The following is a 22,482-nucleotide window of genomic DNA, read 5'->3' as shown; positions in this document are numbered from 1 at the left end:
TAGAGAGAAATATTAATTAGTATTTAAAGAAAGACACGACCTCATTAATCCCTTCTAGGTATTCTTTACTACTTTCTGTTGCACTGCTTACTTGTCCAAACTCATCTTGATTACTTTGTATCATCTCATTCATGCTATTGACCTGAGTTGATATATCAGCCGTTACACTCGTTTGTTCGCTTGATGCTGTCGTTACTAATGAATTAATGTTTGATACGGCATCAACTTGCTCAGAGATCGTTGCAAAAGCGACATTCAACTCATGCGAAATCGACAATGAGTTTTGAATCAATGTCGTATTATCTTCCATCAAGTTTGAAGCGGTTTTTGATTCAGATTGAAGTTTTTGAATGATACTTTGAATAGATACTGTTGAATCTTGAGTTTTGCTTGCTAACGCTCGAACCTCATCAGCTACTACCGCAAAGCCTCGACCTTGTTCGCCTGCTCTTGCCGCTTCAATGGCCGCATTTAAAGCTAGTAGATTGGTTTGCTCAGAGATTGAGTTAATGATCTCTAATACAGAGCTTATCTCTTGAGAGTACATATTAAGGTTCATCACGGTATCTTTTGTTTCTTTTAGTGATGTACTAATCTCTTCAGATACTTTGTCTGATTCAACAAGCTTCTTACATCCATTATCAATCAGCGTTTTAGAATTTAAGATTGACTCTTCTGCTTCCACTGCATTTCGAGCAACTTCATTAGCAGCAACTGACATTTCAGTAGCCGCTGTCGCTACCTGTTCAGCTGATGAAAGCTCATAGCTAACTTGTTCTGAAACTGTCGCCATTTTAGAACTAATGACACCTTGGTTCTCAAGTAGATTACCAACCGCAATGCTTGTTTCGCTCATCGCTTTTGCAGTATTGGATTGCATTTTTTTTAATGAATCAGCGATCATATCTAATTCATTGTTACTTCTTTTAACCTCAAACGACTTAAAGTTACCGAGTGCCATTTTCTCAATGATATTTACTATTGACGGTAACTCACTCAACTCTCGCTTAAGAATGATGGTCAAACCAAAAATGACAATAAGAGCGAGAGCAATCAATGAACCAGAAAACAAGAACAACAACGAATGCATTTCGGCAACATCGTCACTTTGCGGTAAAAAAACAAACAGTGAAAATTTATCGTTAATCGCCTTAGTGATAACCGCGAATTCTTCGCCGTTTGAAATATAAGTCTGAAGTTTATCGTTAGCCCCTTTCAATACAGGGCGCTCTTCATATATTGATTTTGCAACCCATTCAGGGTTGTGAGGTGCAGTGATAACAAGACCTGCGGGATTTGTTATTGCGAACTCAACCGAGGACTTGGGAATATTATTACCAAGATCGACATCCATCGCATAAACACCAATAATTCTCCCATCGACATCAATCACTGGTGCCGATATTGTAACCATGAAGTCACCAGAAAGATTGACTGTAGCGTTAGATATATGCACCTTTTCAATGCCTGAAATAACAGGCAAAAACCATTCTTTACTTAAATTACGAGCGTTATAACCTTCAATTTCTCCACCTTCTTGTGCGCTTATCGTTTCTCCATCGAAGTTGGCATAATAAGCATCAATGATTGAAGTACTAAGTTTTGTAACATGAGTAAGGCGATTAAATAATTCGTTTTTATCTGTACCTTCTACTGATAATAGTACCGCCATTTCAGCTGTTTTATGTGATAGTCGCATAAGAGTATCTAAGAACTCATTAGCTTCGTTCGTCCATGTTTTATCTGCTAACTTTTGCATATCCAAGGTGCGATCGCTTGATAGCACGTAATAATTTAGACTTATTGTAAGTAACCCAACAATAGAAAATAGTAATAAGAAAACTTTCAGTATTTTATTTTTCACACAATTATTCCTTAATGTTTCTTAAAATGAGTTTATAAAATCGATACTAAACTCAAAGTTATGTAGTTTTGCTGAAATATTTTTACTGTCATTATCAAAATAAATACAGATTACTTTCCTTATAGCTAAACAATATTTAATTGTTATATTTGTTTTTAAAAAACATATCTCTTCATTTTTAAAATCAATAGGATTTAATTCAATATTATTTTCGAGTGCAATAGTAATTAGTTGGTATTTTTTAGAGTATGAAAAATAAGACACAATGAAGTCAGATAAATTATAAGCACTCTTATTCTTTCCTGATATTAAATTGTATTCCTTAGATGTAACATCTACATTTCCAGAATAATTAATTTTGAAATTATTTATATTTTCAATATACAACATGATTTACTTATTTTTTATGAATTTTACTTACCGTCATTTCTAACCCGCCACTCTCATAAAATAACCGTTCTAAACTATCTATTTCATAAGTCATTAATGGGAATGTGCAATGTATTTTGTAACCTTTGACCATATCATTTATGCACATATCAACAAATGATTGGTATGTACTAGCTATCAAAGTTTTAATTTCTTTTTCTTTTTCTTTTTCTTTTGACATATTTAACCCTTAATATGTTTTGAAATGTTTTTCTTTGCATTAAATTCTGACGGAAAGCTTTCTTTTGTTATGCATATAATAAAATCTTCATTAACCACCATGTTTCGTCTTACTTTAAAATTTAAATTGTGATGGCACCCGCCCCCATACAGGTGATAGCTACAAACTATTGATTCTAAAGATAAATGCCCGCAAGCGTTAAGTGATTTATAAAATCTCGTGTAAACTCTTTGTCTTAAATTATCCATATCTGATAGATCTTTAAATGATGAATATTTTATTTCCATGCTGTTGAGAATTCAGCATCAGAAAATATATTAGCTAATCCAGTAACTTGTTTTAACCGTAATACCTCATCCATATCCATCCCTATTTCTTTTGCTATTTTTTCATCTTCCCAGTTAGACTCTTTCAACTTACGAACTAATTCGGATGTTAACTCTACTTGATGTATCCCTCTTGCCGCATTATGCCTGACTGTTGATGTCATTCTCTCTTCATATTCTTTATTTAAAGATACAGTTGGAATGTAATCATATAATGATGAATTTATTTCCGTGGTTTCTTTTATTATCTTACTTCGATGGAAACCATCAATAATTACATGCTCATTATTGATGTGACTTGCCCCTACGACGATGGGCAAAGTCAATCCATCTGACATTATTGAATGTTTTAATAATTTATATTCAGGGCTCGCCACTACATTAGGATTATAATTATTAGCATTCACTTTGCTTGACGGTAATAACTGAATATTTAAAACGGGATGAGTTATCCCTAAAAAATGGTATAGGTGATTATTAATGTTATTATAAATGGTGATCTTATCTTCAATACGAGAAAACTCAGAAGTGAAGGAATCAAACAGTTCTGAGATACGACTTTCAACTAATTTCATATTAATATCTCAACTTTTATCGTCAATTTTGTTGTATTTTTTAGTTTGGCAAAATGAAAGCCCACGACACCAATAGTCATTTCTAATCAAGACCTTACATATCCGCCTCCAACTAGGTACTTTTTTTTGGGCTTCCAATTTTTTATTAGAGAAATCAGGAATATGATGACAACCTTGCTTTCTCCACCATAAAATAAACTTAATGATCTTAGTTTTATAATGGTTCGATAAATCCCTTGGCATCGAATTTAATAAAAAACGACTATAACTACGGTAAGTATGCCCAGTAGGTAAATCAAATTTATAATAACCAATAATATGCCCTTGTTTTTTGCTGTATTTAGCACCAAACTGACAACCTTCAACTCGAGATACGATTTTTTCCCATGTCTTTGGCTCTAAAACGTGAAATAACCACAACCCCTTTTTCTGATCATCCCCATAAGGTTGACATAACCGTTGCTGAGATAACGTTACTCCAGCCAAATGCATCAAGTCATAGATAGCATTGTATTTCCAATGAAACCTGCCATTAGCAATCCATATATCTTCTGATTTCCAGTCATAAATGGGATATGCTTTATAAACATTTTCACATTCTTTTGTTGTCCATAAAAAATCTTTGAAGTGGGACTTTTGGGTGTTTTTTATGGTGTTATAACGATATAGTGATTCATCAGCTCGAATGCCAATAAAAGCCGCACAAAGCCCTCCTTTTTTTTCTTGAAACCATTGATTGAATCCTGCAACAAAATCTTCAAATTCCATTGCATAATTATAGAAATCAAAATAAGTATGCTCACTAATTACGGATGGATGAGAAGGGAGAGGTCTAACCCAGTGGGATACTTCTTTGTCCCAGCATGTCCATTTAGGTTGCAATTGAGAGCTTGCATTCCTTAAGCTTAAGGGAAGACATATCCAATAGGCATTTACCTCTTCACGTTCAACACAATGCTGTATATAAGAGATGGTGTGATGAAATTGAGCTTCCATATCAATAATAAGGACATCAATAGGTAATCTATTTTGATTTTTTGCTTCTTCGATTACTAAGTTAAGAAGAACGCCAGAGTCCTTTCCACCTGATAATGAAACATAAAAGTAAGGAAAATCATTTAATATATTGTTTATCCTCTCTTTTGCTGCTGCATAAACTGTTTGATTCAATAATATTTTAGGCATAATGATTTCTTGTAAGTGTCTTAGAAAAGACAATCTCATTTTTGTTTCTAATATTAACGATATCTATTTTTAAGGGAGATAAGTTAAAGATGTAAAAGTTCGCCCAAATAAAATTAAGTTATTCAGGTGGTTTTTAATAATCTAAAATGAGTCGAAATAACCTGTTTCTATTTAACAAATGCATAAATTTGTTTAATAAAAGGTATGAACCTAGAAGGGGGGGGGTTGCAAAGGGATAAACAAATATTTATTATCAAGTTAAATAAAGTAACAAAATGTGTTCGAGTCAATTAACTTATTGAAAAATATGCATATTGTACGGTAGGTTACAATCTTATGCATTTGTTAAATAGACGATGCTTAAACTCCCTTTATTTATAATGAAAACCAAACAAACCAATCGACTACCATTTGCATCATGAATCAATAGCGTGTTTTTTTGCGGTCTATGTGGCAATTAATATATTATCTCGATAAATAATGAATTAATTTTTTCTGAGCTCGCTCAGTTTCATCTTTTGAGAGCCCTATATAGCGTAAACTCATTCGCTCTGATTGGTGTCCAATCATCGTCATTAACAAACTAATATCTTTTCCTGTAGCGAAATATAAGTGCCGAGCAAAGCTTTTTCTTAAAGTGTGGCATCCAACTTTGACATCAACACCTGTTTTTTTTAGTACCGTCGTTAATTTAGAAAAAACATGCCAGCATGCTTGTCTGGTTAATATCCCTTCTTGCTTTTTTGCACGATTACTGGAAAGAGTTTTTCGACTAAAGATAGAATCACATTGTAGGTTTCTATATTGCCGCTGACGCTCTTTTATTATCGTCATAACAGAGGAACTTAAGTAAAATTCTTTCGTTACAGGAAGCGCAGCCTTCGTTGCGGAGATTAATCTTGCATTCACGCTTAGTTGCCAAGATTTTGGTATGAATGACATAATCTTATTCGATGGGGTAAGGTATATGCATCCCATTTTTTTAATTAACCCTTTGGATTGGTAATGAAGTAATAGTTCTTCTTTTACTTGTTTTAATACTTTATATTTAGCTTTGGTTTCTCGAGCAAGTGTCCCTTTGCTCTCTATAATTTGACATCGACCATTAGTTAAATTGATATCGCGATAACGTAACCTAAGAATGTCACTGATGCGAAGCCCACTTTCTATACCTATTTTCCAAATAAGAAGAAAGGCAGGGTCGTGATGGTCTTTTAGATATTTTTCTACAAGCTTAAGTTGCTTTCGTTTTTTTATTGGTTCTACGTAAGCCATATAATAGTCTCCTTTAGATTTATGAGCAGAATCGCTTATAGTAGCTGAGAACTAATTGTAAAGGCGTCCAATAAAAAAAAGAATCTACTTCTTGATGCAATTATGGGACTATCTTCTCTCTTTATGGGTCTATTGCAACTAATCTGAGTTGATAAATAAGCCTTATAATTAACTCATTATTATTGAAAAACGACCTCAATATTGAATAAGCGATTGAGGAAGGCGGATCTCTCCCGTACTACGGTTTCACGTTTATCATTACGTAACCAGAAATCAAATTGTCCCTTATTAAACATTCGTAAAGATTCAAATCCTTGGATCGTTGACCAAGCTCGCTTCCTCAATTTGAAACCATTAGTGGCCACAACCAATTTCTTAATGGGGGCATGATCGGATTCAATACCATTGTTGAGAGTTTTAACTTGGCGTTGCTTAACATCAGCTCGGAGTCGTCCCTCTTCCTTTAATCGTGCAATGGCATTCGCGTATGAAGAATGTTTATCTGTGTTTAACGTTTTGGGATGTTGTTCTTGGTCATAATATCTCAAGCAACGTTTAAGGAATTGATAAGCTGCTTCTTTATTTCTCTTGTGAGAGAAATAAAAGTCTAAAGTTTCCCCTTGCTTGTTGATCGCTCGGTACAGATAGTTCCATTTCCCCTTTACTTTCACGTAAGTTTCATCAAGTTGCCAGGATGAGTCGGTTTTAATGAATTGATAATTGCGGCGTAACTTTTTTCGTAATTTAGGGGAATATTCAATAAACCAACGGTAAATAGTGGAGCGATTAACCGATATGCCTCGCTCTGCGAGCATATCACTGAGATTTGCGTAACTCATTGGTGTTGAACCATACCAACGTAAACACCAAAGAATTATTTCTGGTGCAAAGTGTTTCCATTTAAATTCAGAATTGATCATTAGCTACAAAATGATATGAAAGATTGTGGGATCTTGACGTTAAACTGAATTTTTTGCAACAAACTCGGGAAGACATGTTGTTGCTTTTGTATCCATCGCTCTGTGGTTTTCATGCCACAGGACAGCATCTTTGTGGCATTTTCAATCACGAGCGCTCTTAGGTTAGCTTTGTTATTATAAAGAAATTTAAACCAGTTATTTTGACTATTAAATAATTGTTTCAGGGGCTTATATGCGTGCATGACGATAGGATAAACGATTTATTAGCAACAATGGAAGAGGTTGACTCCTTTTGACTTGCGCCGTAAGCGCCTATTGTTCCAACAAACCTTTGATCATGGTGAAACTGAGCGAGCTCAGAAAAAATTAATTCATTATTTATCGAGATAATATATTAATTACTACATAGACCGCAAAAAAACACGCTATTGACTCATGATGTAAATGGTAGTCGATTGGTTTATTTGGTTTTCATTATAAATAAAGGTGATTTAAGCATCGTTTATTTAACAAATGCATAAATTTTGTTTAATAAAAGGTATGAACCTAGAAGGGGGGAGTTGCAAAGGAATAAACAAATATTTATTATCAAGTTAAATAAAGTAACAAAATGTAAATGTGCCCCGATCGATTAAGTTATTAAAAAATATGCATATTGCTCGGTAGATTACAATCTTATGCATTTGTTAAATAGAAACAGGTTATTTCGACTCATTTTAGATTATTAAAAACCACCTGAATAACTTAATTTTATTTGGGCGAACTTTTACATCTTTAACTTACCTCTCTTAAAAATAGATATCGTTAATATTAGAAACAAAAATGAGATTGTCTTTTCTAAGACACTTACAAGAAATCATTATGCCTAAAATACTATTGAATCAAACAGTTTATGCAGCAACAAAAGAATGTGAAAATATTTATAAAGCATGTCTCATTTATAACTGGAAATATGGAATATATATGGACTACTAATGTCGGGTTTCATTGAAAATAGATGCTATCTATGACTTGATTATTTGGCTAGAGTAATACTATCTCAGTAACGGTTATGTCAACCTTATGGGCTTATGGGGATGATTAGAGAAAGGAATTGTAATAATGAATGGCCATCGAATACTAATGTATATGTGTTATTTATTAGCTACATTTAGATGTTTTAATATTTATGCATCTAATTTATATACAAAGGATTTTTATTTTGGTACTGCTTTAGGTGCCAGTTATTATAATGATGCTTGCTCCGATATATTTATGATGTGTGATGAAACATCTTTTAATTACGGAATTTATGGGGGATATACATTGGCTCCATGGATTTCTTTTGAAGGTGCGGTGAATGACTATGGAATAGTAAAGACAAATTGGAATCATAGTGAATTTAGAGATATTCAGTTTAGTGTGAAAACGCCATATTTGTGGACTGACAATTTATCTACTTATTTGAAAGTAGGAGTTAGTTATTTATATGATAATGCTTCTTTTTATTCTAAATCTCAATTTAAACCGGCCATTGGTTTTGGCTCTGAGTATCGATTTTCAACTAACTGGGCAGTAAAAGGTGAATATCAATTTATTAATGGCATCGGTAATGGTGATAAACGAGCTGATCTTTATTCTACTTTTATAGGTTTAACCTATTACTTCAAAAAAGAGCCTAACGTTGGTAATAAAGTAGACTCACCTCCTTTTTCTTTAATTTCTACAAATTCTATATATTTAGAAAGTAGTGTTATCTTTGCCTTTAATTCGAAAGAACTTCATGTTTCGAAAGAAATGATAAAAATAGTAGAAAAAATGAAACGTAATAATAACCCATTGGATACTTTACAGATTATCGGTTATTCAGATAGTTCAGGAAGTAGTTCTTATAATATTAAGCTCTCTAAAGAAAGAGCTTTAGCAGTTGCTAATTACTTTATAAATTCAGGAATTAGTCCTACACAAATCACTGTTTTAGGCAATGGTGAAAATTATCCAGAGATTGATAATAAATCGAAAGAAGGAAGAGCAATGAATCGTCGAGTCGAAATTTATTTTAAGTCGACGGACAAACCTATTAAATATAACGGAATAAAGTAATGAAGATGTCCGATTTCTTGTTGCCAGTTTTCTACTTACTGTCTCCTATTTCCTCGTACGCAACAATGATACCAAATATATCAAACCCATCGGGAACTGATAAATTTAGGTTGTCAGATGGTACTACTTGTGAATCTGCCGTTGCGACAGGTATTACCGCTCAAATAGGGGTTTATGGTGAAAATGGTTATGGTAAAAATGGGAATTTAGATTCTAATTATCAAAATGGTCTATGGAATATTAATTCAACGTCCGAAGGCGACAAAGGGGTATATGCTGGATTGACTTATCAATTTGGTGGAACCGAACGAATTGATTGCTCTGTTTTATATAAAATGGAACTAGAAACTAAACGTCGAGAAAATGAACTAAATGCGGCAAAGCATGAGCTTGAAATGTTAAAAATAAAGTCTGAAAAAGAAAGAATTCTTAACCGAAATAATATGGAGTTTATCGAACAATGAAAATGAAAGAGAGCATATTAATTATATTATTAAGCCTCGCCCCCATTTCTGCTTTTGCAGCAGATTCAGCTTCAGCAATAGTTCATTTTACTGAAACTATTCCCGCTAAGTGCGGAATTACTGCAACGGGTGATGGTGGACTTCAATTTGCTGACGAACCAAACCAAAAAGGTGGTGTGAATTTAAAAATTATAGGCAACTCAATAGGTGCTTTAACCCTTACCATTCCAGAACAATCTATTACAGATTTGCTTGGTAACACAGATACTACTATTGAGTATTCATTTGAATCGGTTACAGGCGCGTCACTCTCAAATGTGACAGGAGGAAGCGCTTCGTTTTCAATTCAAAGAGGTGAATACATTATAAGAGCTAAAGTAACTAACAAAGATATTGGAGAATTTGAAGCAAATTCAAAGGTTGAGATTACGCCCTTACTTGAACTTAATTGTAGTTAATTTTACACATAAATGCGTGTTGTAGATTGCGGTTACATACACAAATATAACTCTGAGATAACGACAATGAAGAATATTGTTTTTGTATTAGTTATGCTTATTTTTTCTGCTTCATCATTTGCTGCGGATAACCTTAACGGATTAATATTTCGCGGAGAAATTCAACCTGTGTGTGGATTGACTGTGAATGATGCAACAGGGGGAATTAAATTTTCAGACAGTGGAAGTATGACAGATAAAGTAAGCTTTGTAGTGAATTATAACGGCTTTTATTCAGTGAAGATGTCTATTAGTACTTTTACTATTTCCCCCTCTTCATTTTTAGAAAAAGAAGACATAATATATACATTGGAAACTGGAGAAGAGTTTACAAATAACGATGCCTCCATAGCAATTCCTATTACGGCTGGGGAAACTCACTTTATTGAAGCTAGTACAACTAAAAGTAGTCAAGATTTACCTTCAGGGGTAATGGAAATAACAACCCAGTTACATATAAAATGCCCTTAATTTAAAGAGATGATAATATGCGATTATTGCTATTGTTTTTTGGTTTATTAATAACATTTAATGCTTCTTCTATGATCAACAAATCAATACCATTTCAAAAAACAATACGACAAGTATGCGGAGCGACATTTTATGACGGTAATGAGGCCGTACTTGGATTTTTAGATATTCCCGGTGAGTCTTTAAAATTTAAAGTGGAAAACAATTCAGGTAAGTATCCTAAAATTAATTTCAGGATAAATACAGTATGCATGAATTACCCAGTTAATTATGGTGGTGAGCTCTGTGGTAGTTATCGTTTAGATAGTTTTATATTTCACCTAAAACCATTGAGTTTAGATATAGATGGTGACGATACTAATTATTACACAATACCGTTAGGTGATAACGAGGTAAGTTTAACAATGCAATACAATGCTGAAGATTTAATGGTTAGTAAGCCCGAAGTTGATCTAACAGTAGGAATCGAGTGTGATTAGGTTATTTATATTTATATTTTCATTATGTTTTTCTTTTTCAACTCAAGCAAACCAACATTTAATAACAACTGCGAAAAAAAACATTATTGCTTACAGTGATATGACTGATGTCGATTTTCCTGTAAAAAATTCAGCATCAAGCCCCACTACGTTCGAGGTCTTTGTTAATGAAAAATCAGTTGGAAAAATTTTACTTGAACCCAATGAGGTATTTGTTATTCCTTTGAAAATAAAGACCCCAGTTGGAAGCTCTCATAAAAAAGTGTGCACAATAACACTAGAAGGTACATATCACATAAAAGTGTGTTCTGTATTGAAAATCCAACGTTAATATTAGGTGAATAACTAAATAGGAGTTAATCGTGAAGTCTATGTAGCAATTGATATATTATCTCGATAAATAATGAATTAATTTTTTCTGAGCTCGCTCAGTTTCATCTTTTGATAAGCCCTATATCGAACTGACCCCCAATAATTGGGTGTCAGTTCAATATAGGGCTTATTAATTATAATTTGCAATGATGCCTTTAATTTATTTATAACCCTGAGGGTTATTGTTAATTGTTTGTATCTTAAACATTGAAAATGTTTAAGCATGTACATGTAAAGGAAATCATTGATAGTGATACTATTGAAAATAAAGGTTCTGTCGCGTCACTACATCTACTTGCGACGGAACCGCATATTGTTTAAAGATCCCGCGATTTAGTTAGCGTCCGCTCATAAACTAAATTCAGCAACAAAGCCTCTATTTTTTATCTGGAGGTTAATCTAATCATAAGGGGAATATTCGTTATGGCCATTAAATTACTTAATATCTACACTCATCAGTACGGAAGTACTGGAATAGAAAAATCCTGTACCGTCTATAACAATGGCATCATGCGGCTGGCGATCTGGGCTGAAATTCAGTACCAGGATGTGTCTGAAAGTGACGCCATTAGCGATGTGCAGAAGAATCTCACGATTTACCACGGCCAGGCCGGGGATATGTCTGTCTGGACGCACATGGGGGGTGAGGCAGGCCCGTATGGTCATGACGTGGCGTCTTCAGAGCAAAAAGAAATATTATCATCTGAAAATAACAACAAGACATACAGTACCACCAGAGCACCAGTTTATTTTACAGTCCCTACCTCTGCAACGACAACAAGCGTGCTGGCGTCATATGGTGGTGTGAGCATTTCACAAGCTGAAGCCATTACTGTCAGCGTTATCGATTTTGAACCATCAGGATTTAAGCTCAAAATCGAAGACACAGGCAATCATTACGATGGAGCCAATCTGCGTAAGCTGTATATTGACTTTCCCACAAATCATCATCTCACCCACTGGGAACCATTGGGTGTAGCTTTTACGCATGAACCGCCCAAGCCCGGTTATTATCTTACTGTCATGTCAATGATTCACTCCTGGCCGGGACATAAGGGCGGAGTGTTTCTGATGCCCGGAAACGGGATTCCTGGCGCTGGCATTTATGAGGTGGCATATGCCCCTGATTATTCGTATGTCAGGGGAAATGATGTCCTCCAGACCTCCGAAACAGGGGATGCCCGGAATGAAGTTACGGGTGATTACCATATTCATGGCAATTCGAATTTTCCTGCCAGTCATGCCGCTACTGTTTATACAGGAACTACGTCAGGTACTTGGATGGACACCAAGGGTCTAGATGTAAACGTTGTAAAACAAATCTATCTGGACGGCGGCATCCCTATGGTGAAGTTATCAAAGAAAAAGCTCGAGATGCAGCGTTGCGAATATGTTAACTATGGTTGTGTTGAATTAAGCTTCGAAGATAATGAACACACGCTGACGGATAACTTCGGAAACAAAATGAAAATTACCATTAACTGGAATGATGATAACTGGTGGGGAGACTGGGCTGTCACCAAAGTGGAAAAAGCATAACGCCGACGGAACATGATGTTTTCACCCGTATAGTTAATCCGTGGGGCTCTGTTTTACGAAGAAATACGCCCCACTTCATCTAAAAAAAGAGAGGCTTTCGTATGTATTCATCCGCATTTAATAATACCAATATAGCCATGGGGCAACCAGACCCCCAGACCGGAATATTCAGCTTCAGTCATGCATTATTCAGTCTGAACAGCCAGTACGGTCTTAACCCCTGTGCTGATGTATCCCTTATGTTTTCCCCGATGAATTCCGCATCGGATAATGCGCGACTCGGAAAAGGATGGGGACTGTCATTATCATCATACCAGAGTCAGAGCCGACAGCTGACCCTGCGTAATAAAACCTATATCGTACTGGATGATTTTGATGACAATAACTGGCAGTTATCACATAAATTAAATGATATCAGGGTGGCCCGACAGGATGGTTTAATCGTTATCTATTACAAAGATGGCAGCATCGAAGAGCTGGAAATTGATACCCGCTATGGTGACGCTTATCAGAAACGCCTGGTAGATAAATCCGGCCGGTTCCTCCGGTTTGAATACAACCTGACCACGCCCGCAACGTTGGATCGGGTTTACGATGAGCAGGATAACTGTCTGCTGGCGGTGGATTACACGGACCCGCAGGTGACGTTTACTTACCTTCCGGGCGGCGAACAGGAAGAAACCATCTCGCTGGAACTGTCTGCACAGATGCTGATGTCCGTGACTCAGCCTGATGGTGCAAAAATTGATTTTCAGTATTTTGAGGATTTTGATACTGGTCTACAGTTCGTCAGTCAGGTGAACTATCCGACCGGTGCCGCAGAATGGGTAACGTACGGACACCGGATGCCGTTACCAGCCGGGGCGTTATACGCCGATATTCCGGCCATGTCCTCCTATAAAAAAAGCCTCTCCTCTCTTCAACCAGACATTGAGGTTCTGTTTGAGGAAATCGCTCTGGATGCGAATAACTACTGGGGCAACAATACGTCCGTGGACTGGGCGTTACCTCAGGACAATCTTGCAGAGCTGGCTGAAGCATATGAATACACAGTAACGACCACAAGTGGAGAGCATCGCAGCACATACCGTTATAACAAATTTCATTCACTGACAGAGCGTACAGATACCCACATCCCCACCGGGAACCGGTATGTTGTCAATTATGAATATTATGGAGATGCCAGTATACCCCTGTCGGATCCGGCACTGGATGCTCGGTATGAGCTTGCCGCACAAAAAACGGTGGTCTTCTATGTGGGTGATAAAGCCTCTACAATTTTTGAAGAAAAATATCAGTTTGACCTGTGGGGAAATCTGGAAGAGAAAGTAGACATCAGCGGTATCACCCGGCAATCAGTGTATTATTCTGCCTCCGGTGAAAAAGACGAGAACAACACACTGTTATGTCCCCCCCATCCGTTCGGCATGGTCGCCTATAAAAAATTAGATACCGTTGTTTCTCTGGATAATGAAACCAGGACATCCCTGTACACCTATAAAGCCCTTCCCGGCGGATACGGGGCTTTCAGTCCTGTGGCTCCTGACACTCTATCCTATCACGGATACATGGAATCCCGGAAGTATTTTGATGAGGGGCCGTATGCCGGAGAGGTGAAGAGTACGACGCAAACGTACGCCGGGCAGGATACAGTGACTTCAATGGAGTATCTGCCGGGGCAGGGAAACAGTTATGTTACAAAAACCACCCTGACAGGATGCGGTGGTTCAGTGGTGACGCAGGAAGAAGAAACAGAATACTGGACTGGTGAGGTGCTGGCGCAGACATCACTCGAGGGTGTCAGAACGGAGTACAGTTACGATGTGCTGGGACGCTGCACGGCAGTGAAGCAGGCCGCGGGGAGCGTATATGAGTCCATTATTACGGCGGAATATACTTATCCTGAAACATCTGCAGAGTGCCTAGAATCGCAGGGAAGCAATTGCGTCACCATTTTTTCTGAAAGTGGTATCGTTAAAGAATATTTCAACCACGAACAAAAAGAGTTGGCTGTTTATCGTTCAGACAACAATGGCGCTATGCATAAAATTTCTGAGATAACGTATGACGCTCAGGGCAGAAAAATCAGCGAATCCTCTTATGACTATGAAGTGGGTATTGTGCCGGATAATACACCCCAGATACACCGACAACGGGATTACCAGTACGGTGCCTGGGGGGAAATTACCCGGGAAATTGATAACAGTGGCCCGACCCTTGTACGCCATCTAGATCCTCTGTCGTTGAGTGTCACGGAATACCTGCAGGGAGAAGATGGAACCCGAACTGCGTCGGTCCGCCGGACGTGGAATGCTTCCGGTCAGGTGGAAAGCGAAGCACGTTTTGTTGTAAAACAGGAACTCCGCAGCACCAGTGAAAACGAGCCGTACAGTGAATGGACGAAAACATATGACGGCTTTAACCGGTTGAAAACATTTATCTCTCCCCTGAAAAACCAGACATTCATCAACCTCTATGATGACGTTGATCGCGTTTTGTCGTACAGCGTCAGTGATGGCGTTGAAATTCGGGCGGAATATCCACAGACATTTCCTATCATCAAGAGTCCTTCCTCACTGACGGCGAAAAGGGGAGAGACCCTGAACAGTCTGGGCTCTCGGACGTTTGATGACCTGGGCCGCCTGAGTGCTTCAGAAGTCGGAGGAAATCGCCGTCAGTATCTGTTTGAACAGTTTGCCAGCACCCCCAGCGGTTGCATTACGGGAAACGGTAATCGGCTTGATTTTGGTTATCTGCCGGAGCTGGATATGTCTACGGGCGTGACAGCATATGTGGGGGACAACGAAGAGCCTGAAGAGACAGTGACGTTCAGCTACGCACAACAACCGGATACACCTAAAGGACTTCTACAGTCAGCGGTCTGTGATAACGGCAGTTATCAGTATCAGTATGATGCCACGGGAATGGTGGTTCGGACAGTACAGACCTCCGGGGAGCAAGTGTACAGTGTTGATGTGCTCCGGAATACCCTACAAGGTATTCCTCTGGAAGAGTCTACACCTGATGGTACACAGAGCCAGACCTTTGACAAATATGGACGACTGAGTCATTCAACGAGCGGCGCGTTCACGACACACACGGAATATGATGCCTTAAATCGGGTCTGTGCAGTTTTTGTGGAAGAAAACGGGGTGATGATTCAGGGCACGCGACTGACCTATGATGTTTTTTCACGGGAGACAACGCGGAAAACAGAGTTCCTGCAGCGCGGGAGTTGGCTGGAGCATAAGTATGTGTATGACGAGGAAAACCGGCTGGTCAAGCGGACAACCCGAACGGGGGATGAGCAGATAGCTGAAACATATGATTATGACAAGCGGGGCCGCCTGCACCGTTATGCGGTGGAATCTGGGTATGCAGAAGGGCTGTTACCCCGCGATGAAGACGGACGAGGTATTATTGGTCTGCTGTTCAGTTATGACGGTCTGGATAATTTAAACTCGTTGGTCACAATGTTCCCGAACGGGGAGCAGGATACGGGAACGTACAGCTACCTAGGACAACAGCTGACGACCATAAATCACACGCTGACGGAAGGCGAGAACGGCTACCCGGAGGCGGTCAGATTTGACTATGACGCAGAAGGGAATATGACGTCAATCAACAAACCGGGTAATGAGAAAACGCTGACTTATAGCGTCCGGGGGCAGGTAAGTTCGGTGAATGGTGTGGTGTACCGATATGACACGTTCGGACGACAATTGCGCGTGGGAGAGCGTAACTTCCGTTACCTCGGGCAACGGGTACACAGTATTGAAGAGAACGGGACAGCCACAAGGTTTGTCCGCCATGGCGGAGTAATAACGGCCAGTGTCGGAGCTGAAACGCAGATGTATGCGACAGACAGGCAGGGAAGCGTGGTGGCGACCAGCCGGAATACGAAGACAGATCTGCATACATACACTCCAGGGGGGGAAGATTACGGAAACGACAGTTTGTTTGGTTACAATGGGGAACTGAAGGACACTGTGAGCGGCGGATATATGCTGGGCCAAGGGGTACGTCTGTACCAGCCTTCGCTGGGATGTTTTACATCGCAGGACCCGTTATCGGCGCTGTCAGGTGGAGACATGAACCCGTACAGATATTGCCACGGAGATTCGGTGAATTATGCGGACCCGAGTGGCATGATGGGTGTTGGTGCGGCGCTGGGTAACATACTGGGTAACATACTGGGTATTGTTACTGGGCTGATACTGATGGCGCCGACCGGCGGAGCCTCCGGAGTAGAGGTGATGATGGGTGTGGCAGAAATTAGTGCCGTGACGGCAAGTGCAGGCATGGCGGCTTCGGAAAATGCAGAGGGTGCGAAGGTGGCAGGGGTGGTAGCGGGTATACTAGGACTAACATCAGTAGTAGCTATGGGAGGAGCGTCTTCCAAACTGCGCAGAAGAGATAGGCGTAACCGAACAGTGGAGGCGGTAGAACTGAGGGAAAGAGAAAGTAGTTCCGAGATGCGGCTTATTGGTTTTCATGGATCTAGCGAGCAAGGAGCAAATGCTCTCATCAGGAGTGAAGCTAATACAAAAATATATATTACGAATTCGTCGGGAAACGCGTCATACTATGCTGATGCTGCTGCAAAAAATTACGGAGGTAATCCAAAAATTTTAGCTGCGTATGTCAGGGGTAGTGATGTTGAGGAAATAAACACTATTCACTTTAAATCGATGAATTCCAGCTATATGGCTGAAGTAATTTTATCCCAAAGTACAGCGAATCAACAGGTCAGATGGCAGTTAGCCGAGCAAGGTACCCAAATGGACGATTTTCATGAATTCTGGTCAGAGCGACTCAAACACCCTTTAGAGTTATTATCGGCAAATGACTTGGAACGATTGCAAAATCTAAGCCCTAAAAGCGTTAAAAATAAACGTTTTGGTTTTTTAAAATGTTTCAGAAGAAAATAAATGAGAGCAATTAACAAAGCGCTGGATGATTGCAAAACGAACAGAGCGCAAACGTAGATAAAAACTTAAACACATAAGGTATTAACATAACATCCGTAGTAAGAATCACAGTAAAGGTCGCCTAAATTTAATTAGCGACCTTTTTTGTTACAGAGTCACGCAATTTAACGTAACCAGAATGAGAAGGGCTGCCAAATTGCAGTCGACTCTACGTATCTAAACATATTAATTCCATAAATACTGAATAGTTCACAACTTGTATTTTCAATAAATACCTCTTTGGCATAACATTGCCCTTATTTTTCAAATTTTTGAGATTAAAGGCAATATGGACAATTTTTCTTCTTCCGATCTTAAAAGCATACTGCATTCTAAACGTGCAAATATGTTTTATCTAGAATATTGCCGAGTCATGCAAAAAGACGGTCGTGTTTTGTATTTAACAGAAGCCAAGAATGAAAACCAATACTTTAATATCCCAATAGCCAATACAACGGTTCTACTCTTAGGTAATGGCACGTCTATTACTCAAGCCGCGATGAGAATGTTGGCTCAAGCGGGGGTTTTAGTTGGTTTTAGTGGAGGTGGAGGAACACCGCTTTACATGGCTAATGATGCAGAGCAGCCGATTGAATGGTTTACACCGCAGAGTGAATATCGCCCAACAGAATATTTACAAGGTTGGATGTCATTTTGGTTTGACGACGAAAAACGTTTGGCAGCGGCAAAGGCTTTCCAACAAGAAAGACTAATATTTTTACAAAAGATCTGGGGAAAAGATAGAGAGTTAAAGCAAGAAGGATTTAATGTAAAAGATACTGGGCTACAAGTAGCGTTTGAACGGTTTGAAGAACGTACAGAAGCAGCAACAAAGCAGAGTGATTTATTGTTAACAGAGGCGCAGTTGACGAAGTATTTATATAAATTTGCCGCTAACAATGTCCAGTTACAAGACTTTAAAAGACAACATCAATCAACCGATAAAGCCAATGACTTTTTGAACCACGGTAACTATTTGGCGTATGGCTTGGCAGCAACGACATTATGGGTATTAGGTATCCCGCATGGTTTTGCTTTAATGCATGGAAAAACCCGACGAGGAGCTCTAGTTTTTGATGTCGCGGACTTGATTAAAGACACCATAGTGCTGCCTTGGGCATTTATTTGCGCCAAAGAAAACGATACTGAACAAGAGTTCCGTCAGCAAGTGCTACAAGCGTTTACCGATCATAAAGTATTGGATTTTATGTTTGATACAGTGAAAGAGGTGGCCTTGTCGTATAAACAACCTAAGTTGGTCGATGATGGAGAGCAAGCTCGATGATGGTTACTTTTGTTTCCCAGTGTGAGAAAAATGCCTTAAAAAAAACACGTAGAGTATTAGATGCTTTTGCTAACCGCATTGGTGATAACACATGGCAGACCATTATTACCGAAGATGGTCTATTAACCGTAAAGAAAATGCTGCGACAAACCGCCAGTAAAAGCACCGCGGTCAGTTGCCATTGGATACGTTCACGATCTCGCAGCCAGTTTTTATGGGTGGTAGGAAATCGCTTAAAGTTTAATGCCGAGGGCGTAGTGCCAGTGAATCGAACCGGTTTAAACTTTGATCATAAAGAGTGGGAAAATGGTTGGGATAAGCTAGAAGTGATCGCGAATGCAACCAGTATTGCAGGCTTGTTTCATGATTTTGGTAAAGCTAATGATTTATTTCAAGCAAAGTTACGGGGAACAAGTGGAGCAAAAGGAGAGCCTTATCGACATGAGTGGATCTCTTTACGCTTATTTGAGGCATTTGTAAAAGGAAAGGCAGATCAAAAATGGCTATCTGAATTAAGTGAAATTAATCGCTCAGAAAATGGCGAACTTATTGAATGTTCAGTATTAACGGGTCTGCATTATGATCATCGTACTGGTTCACTTTCTCCATTTAAAGCGCTAGCCCCATTTGCAACATTAATCGCTTGGTTGATTGTATCTCACCACCGCTTACCGAGACCTCAAACAGAACAGACAAAAAATGTAGATAACGAAAAAATGTCAATGTGGCTAACTCACGTTTTTAATTGTGATTGGAATTCAAGTAATGCGGAACACTTAGATCAGATTGACCTTAAGATAATCAATAGTAATTGGACTTTCAGCCAAGGTACTCCGTTTATTAGTAAAACATGGCAAAAACAAGCGTCTAAATTGGCGTATCGAACATTAAAGAATTCAAAATTAAATGATGGCCAAGCATGGTTAAAACAACGTTTTGTTGCCCATTTATCACGTTTGTCTTTAATGCTATCTGACCATTATTATTCCTCTTTAGAAGCTGACCGCTCTCAATTAGAGTGGCGAGATAAAGGTTACTTACCGAAAGCCAATACCGATAGGAGTGCGACTCAGCTTGAAGGGCAAGCGGTGTTTAAACAGCAATTGGATGAGCATAATATAGGTGTCGCTCATAATGCCATGCATTTTGCGTTAAATTTACCTGCATTGAAATACGCATTGCCAGCTATTGGGCAGCATAAATTATTCAGCCGTAATGCACCTAAAAAATTTGCATGGCAAGATAAAGCTTATAAAGCAGCTAAAGAGTATGCTCGATTAAGTGAAAAGCAGGGCTTCTTTGGGATCAATATGGCCTCAACAGGTTGTGGTAAAACCATTGCCAATGCTCGAATTATGTATGCACTTGCTGATGAAAGAGAAGGATGTCGCTTCTCTGTCGCTGTAGGCTTAAGAACTTTAACATTACAAACAGGCGACAGTTACCGTGATTTACTAAAGTTAGGTGACGATGAACTGGCGGTATTAATTGGCTCGCAAGCGGTTAAAACGTTGCATCAAGTAAATAAAGAATCAAATAAAGAGAAACCGAGTTCTGGCAGCGAATCAAGCGACGACTTTTTTGAGCAACTTTTCATTAGTTATGATGGTCAAATTTATGATGGACGTTTAAAGCATTGGTTAAAAGGCAACCCTAAGTTAGAGCAACTAGTGAGTGCGCCTGTAGTGGTTAGCACCATTGATCACTTAATGCCTGCAACTGAAAGCCTGCGTGGAGGTAAACAAATTGCACCTATGCTGCGTTTATTAACCTCAGATCTGATTTTGGATGAGCCTGATGATTTTGGCCTAGAAGACTTACCTGCATTATGTCGATTGGTTAATTGGGCAGGAATGCTAGGTTCTCGTGTTTTATTGTCTTCTGCAACCTTACCTCCGTCATTAATCAGTGCGTTATATCACGCCTATTTAGAAGGAAGAAAGCACTTTAATGAAGCAAACTTTCCCGAAGGGCATCAAAAAAGTGTGGTGTGTGGATGGTTTGATGAGAATAAAAGTCATGTCGCCGAGATAAAAACTGCGGATGTATTTACAGAAGAGAACGATATATTTGTTCAGAAACGCATTAAGAAACTGAATGAAAATAAAAAAGTACTGCGTAAAGGAGAATTAGTCACCGTTCATCTTGATGATGAGTTAAGTGGCAAGAAAGACGATGATCATATTTATCAGTCGGTAGCGACAACCATTCATAGCCAGATCCATCAATTACACGATCGCCACCATGTAAAGCACCGTTCAGGACGAAAAGTCTCTTGTGGTGTTGTGCGAATGGCGAATATTGACCCAATGATTAATGTGATGAAATGCCTGTCAGAAATGTCGCCACAAGATGACTACAGTCTTCACTTTTGTGTATACCACTCACAGTTTCCATTAGCAGTGAGATCTCACAAAGAGAATCGTTTAGACAACACGTTGACTCGATATGACGAAGCGCAACTTTGGCAACAACCAGAAATAATTGCAGCATTAAACACGACTACGACGACCAATAATATATTTGTTGTGGTTGGCACTTCGGTTGTCGAAGTTGGGCGAGATCACGATTATGACTGGGGAATTGCAGAGCCAAGTTCATTACGAGCATTAATTCAATTAGCTGGCCGTATTCAACGTCATCGCCAACAAGAGCCGAGCAGCAGTAATTTAATGGTATTGAATAAAAATATCAGAGCATTAAGAGGTGATACCCCAGCTTACTGTAAACCGGGTTTTGAAAGTAAATATTTGCCTTTGTCGACTCATGATTTGAATGAACTATTAAATGGTGAGTTAGAAAATATCTCTGCAATTTCACGGATTGAGCAGCCCAAGATAACAAAAAAAGAGATTAAATTATCTGAGGGACAAGCAGTGGCTCTTGGGGTTAACTCATTTGTAATTCAAGAGCATAGAGCATTAAAGCTAGCTCTTGGTCTGCCTGAATCTCCAAATAAACAAGGACAGAAAGTTACTTATTATCAAAGTGCTAAAGAAGCGTTGTTATGGTGGAAAGATAACTATCATGCTGATTGGAATGGTGAGTTTATCAACCAAACTAGGTTCAGAAAATCAGACTCGCAAGAAGAATTCATTTTGTGTAAAACCGATGAGTGGGACGATTTAGGTTGGCATCAAAAAGACACAACGCAAAAGAAATGGGTATTTACGCCACAAAATCATAGAGTAGTGACACAAAGCATTGAGTTATCAGAAGGTAATTATTGGTGGATGAATACCGATGCAGAAACCATCTATATCAATTTAGCAGAACAGTTAGAACAAATAGTAGAAAGTACTGGGCAATATTTTGGCGGTATTAGCTTAAGAGCAGCAAAAGAAGACCAGGTGCTTACTTGGAGTTGGAATGAGCAGTTGGGTGTGTTCAATGCATAAAAATGTATTGAACACTCTACCTGTACGGTAGTTAAAGTATTAAGAATAAAATTTATTTCTAAGCTACCTATTATCAGTAGTCAGTGAATTTTAATGAATAGTGACGGCTATGTCACGCTCTAAAAAATAAATTTAATTAATAATAACATTTAGGTTGATCATTTTTATTG

Annotated in this window: 16 protein-coding genes and 1 pseudogene; 9 read left to right on the top strand and 8 right to left on the bottom strand. The window is 38.6% G+C overall.

The genetic code is table 11. The annotated features are described in order from the left end of the window. Positions 1–16: 16 nt before the first annotated feature. The 8 genes and pseudogenes from AACV33_RS01055 to AACV33_RS01020 all read right to left on the bottom strand — a co-directional run. Entirely contained in the window at positions 17–1,864 is a 1,848-nt protein-coding gene (locus tag AACV33_RS01055) for a methyl-accepting chemotaxis protein (RefSeq protein ID WP_182699689.1), read from the bottom strand. A 21-nt stretch (positions 1,865–1,885) separates the two neighbouring features. After that, a complete protein-coding gene (locus AACV33_RS01050) occupies positions 1,886–2,254 on the bottom strand; it encodes a hypothetical protein (protein WP_182699688.1) in 369 nt (122 codons plus the stop codon). A gap of 7 nt (positions 2,255–2,261) precedes the next feature. Further along, on the bottom strand, positions 2,262–2,474 hold the full coding sequence (locus AACV33_RS01045) for a hypothetical protein (protein WP_220488565.1): 213 nt from the start codon (positions 2,472–2,474) through the stop codon (positions 2,262–2,264). A 277-nt stretch (positions 2,475–2,751) separates the two neighbouring features. Beyond that, on the bottom strand, positions 2,752–3,375 hold the full coding sequence (locus AACV33_RS01040; RefSeq protein ID WP_182699687.1) for a ParB N-terminal domain-containing protein: 624 nt from the start codon (positions 3,373–3,375) through the stop codon (positions 2,752–2,754). Positions 3,376–3,384: 9 nt separating this feature from the next. Next, entirely contained in the window at positions 3,385–4,560 is a 1,176-nt protein-coding gene (locus tag AACV33_RS01035) for a DUF3440 domain-containing protein (RefSeq protein ID WP_182699686.1), read from the bottom strand. A gap of 465 nt (positions 4,561–5,025) precedes the next feature. Beyond that, a complete protein-coding gene (locus AACV33_RS01030; protein ID WP_182699685.1) occupies positions 5,026–5,835 on the bottom strand; it encodes a tyrosine-type recombinase/integrase in 810 nt (269 codons plus the stop codon). 179 nt (positions 5,836–6,014) lie between these two features. Beyond that, positions 6,015–6,755 (bottom strand): IS6 family transposase, encoded by a 741-nt coding sequence (locus AACV33_RS01025; protein ID WP_182699684.1) that lies wholly within the window; start codon positions 6,753–6,755, stop codon positions 6,015–6,017. 65 nt (positions 6,756–6,820) lie between these two features. Beyond that, positions 6,821–6,997: pseudogene (locus AACV33_RS01020) on the bottom strand (IS91 family transposase); the annotation flags it as partial. Between the two features lie 859 nt (positions 6,998–7,856). Here AACV33_RS01020 and AACV33_RS01015 point away from each other — a divergent pair. The 9 genes from AACV33_RS01015 to cas3f all read left to right on the top strand — a co-directional run bounded on the left by AACV33_RS01015 (position 7,857) and on the right by cas3f (position 22,312). Continuing rightward, positions 7,857–8,837, top strand: coding sequence for an OmpA family protein (locus AACV33_RS01015; RefSeq protein WP_182699683.1), 981 nt, complete (start codon positions 7,857–7,859; stop codon positions 8,835–8,837). Continuing rightward, positions 8,837–9,301 (top strand): hypothetical protein, encoded by a 465-nt coding sequence (locus AACV33_RS01010; RefSeq protein WP_182699682.1) that lies wholly within the window; start codon positions 8,837–8,839, stop codon positions 9,299–9,301. The genes AACV33_RS01015 and AACV33_RS01010 overlap by 1 nt, the downstream gene beginning before the upstream one ends. Further along, a complete protein-coding gene (locus AACV33_RS01005; protein ID WP_182699681.1) occupies positions 9,298–9,759 on the top strand; it encodes a hypothetical protein in 462 nt (153 codons plus the stop codon). The genes AACV33_RS01010 and AACV33_RS01005 overlap by 4 nt, the downstream gene beginning before the upstream one ends. Before the next feature lie 66 nt (positions 9,760–9,825). After that, positions 9,826–10,269 carry a hypothetical protein gene (locus tag AACV33_RS01000; RefSeq protein WP_182699680.1) on the top strand — a complete coding sequence of 148 codons (444 nt, stop codon included), beginning with the start codon at positions 9,826–9,828 and terminating at the stop codon, positions 10,267–10,269. A gap of 17 nt (positions 10,270–10,286) precedes the next feature. Beyond that, entirely contained in the window at positions 10,287–10,748 is a 462-nt protein-coding gene (locus AACV33_RS00995; protein ID WP_182699679.1) for a hypothetical protein, read from the top strand. A 795-nt stretch (positions 10,749–11,543) separates the two neighbouring features. Then, the gene (locus AACV33_RS00990; RefSeq protein WP_182699677.1) at positions 11,544–12,659 is read left to right on the top strand and encodes a hypothetical protein; all 1,116 of its coding nucleotides are present in this window, start codon (positions 11,544–11,546) and stop codon (positions 12,657–12,659) included. Between the two features lie 101 nt (positions 12,660–12,760). Beyond that, a complete protein-coding gene (locus tag AACV33_RS00985; RefSeq protein WP_182699676.1) occupies positions 12,761–17,590 on the top strand; it encodes an RHS repeat domain-containing protein in 4,830 nt (1,609 codons plus the stop codon). 328 nt (positions 17,591–17,918) lie between these two features. After that, a complete protein-coding gene (cas1f, locus tag AACV33_RS00980; RefSeq protein WP_182699675.1) occupies positions 17,919–18,914 on the top strand; it encodes a type I-F CRISPR-associated endonuclease Cas1f in 996 nt (331 codons plus the stop codon). Continuing rightward, on the top strand, positions 18,911–22,312 hold the full coding sequence (gene cas3f, locus AACV33_RS00975) for a type I-F CRISPR-associated helicase Cas3f (protein WP_182699674.1): 3,402 nt from the start codon (positions 18,911–18,913) through the stop codon (positions 22,310–22,312). The genes cas1f and cas3f overlap by 4 nt, the downstream gene beginning before the upstream one ends. The last annotated feature ends 170 nt before the right edge of the window (positions 22,313–22,482 follow it).

The organism is Aliivibrio sp. SR45-2 (assembly GCF_963890165.1).
Classification (GTDB): Bacteria; Pseudomonadota; Gammaproteobacteria; order Enterobacterales; family Vibrionaceae; genus Aliivibrio; species Aliivibrio salmonicida.
This window is presented reverse-complemented; position numbering and strand designations above follow the sequence as displayed.

Coding starts and splice junctions, on each gene's coding strand:
- AACV33_RS01035 (WP_182699686.1), bottom strand. CDS start 4,560: ATGCCTAAAATATTATTGAATCAAACAGTTTATGCAGCAGCAAAAGAG.
- AACV33_RS01015 (WP_182699683.1), top strand. CDS start 7,857: ATGAATGGCCATCGAATACTAATGTATATGTGTTATTTATTAGCTACA.
- AACV33_RS01040 (WP_182699687.1), bottom strand. CDS start 3,375: ATGAAATTAGTTGAAAGTCGTATCTCAGAACTGTTTGATTCCTTCACT.
- AACV33_RS00995 (WP_182699679.1), top strand. CDS start 10,287: ATGCGATTATTGCTATTGTTTTTTGGTTTATTAATAACATTTAATGCT.
- cas3f (WP_182699674.1), top strand. CDS start 18,911: ATGATGGTTACTTTTGTTTCCCAGTGTGAGAAAAATGCCTTAAAAAAA.
- AACV33_RS01050 (WP_182699688.1), bottom strand. CDS start 2,254: ATGTTGTATATTGAAAATATAAATAATTTCAAAATTAATTATTCTGGA.
- AACV33_RS01000 (WP_182699680.1), top strand. CDS start 9,826: ATGAAGAATATTGTTTTTGTATTAGTTATGCTTATTTTTTCTGCTTCA.
- AACV33_RS01045 (WP_220488565.1), bottom strand. CDS start 2,474: ATGTCAAAAGAAAAAGAAAAAGAAAAAGAAATTAAAACTTTGATAGCT.
- AACV33_RS00985 (WP_182699676.1), top strand. CDS start 12,761: ATGTATTCATCCGCATTTAATAATACCAATATAGCCATGGGGCAACCA.
- AACV33_RS01030 (WP_182699685.1), bottom strand. CDS start 5,835: ATGGCTTACGTAGAACCAATAAAAAAACGAAAGCAACTTAAGCTTGTA.
- AACV33_RS00990 (WP_182699677.1), top strand. CDS start 11,544: ATGGCCATTAAATTACTTAATATCTACACTCATCAGTACGGAAGTACT.
- AACV33_RS01010 (WP_182699682.1), top strand. CDS start 8,837: ATGAAGATGTCCGATTTCTTGTTGCCAGTTTTCTACTTACTGTCTCCT.
- AACV33_RS01005 (WP_182699681.1), top strand. CDS start 9,298: ATGAAAATGAAAGAGAGCATATTAATTATATTATTAAGCCTCGCCCCC.
- cas1f (WP_182699675.1), top strand. CDS start 17,919: ATGGACAATTTTTCTTCTTCCGATCTTAAAAGCATACTGCATTCTAAA.
- AACV33_RS01025 (WP_182699684.1), bottom strand. CDS start 6,755: ATGATCAATTCTGAATTTAAATGGAAACACTTTGCACCAGAAATAATT.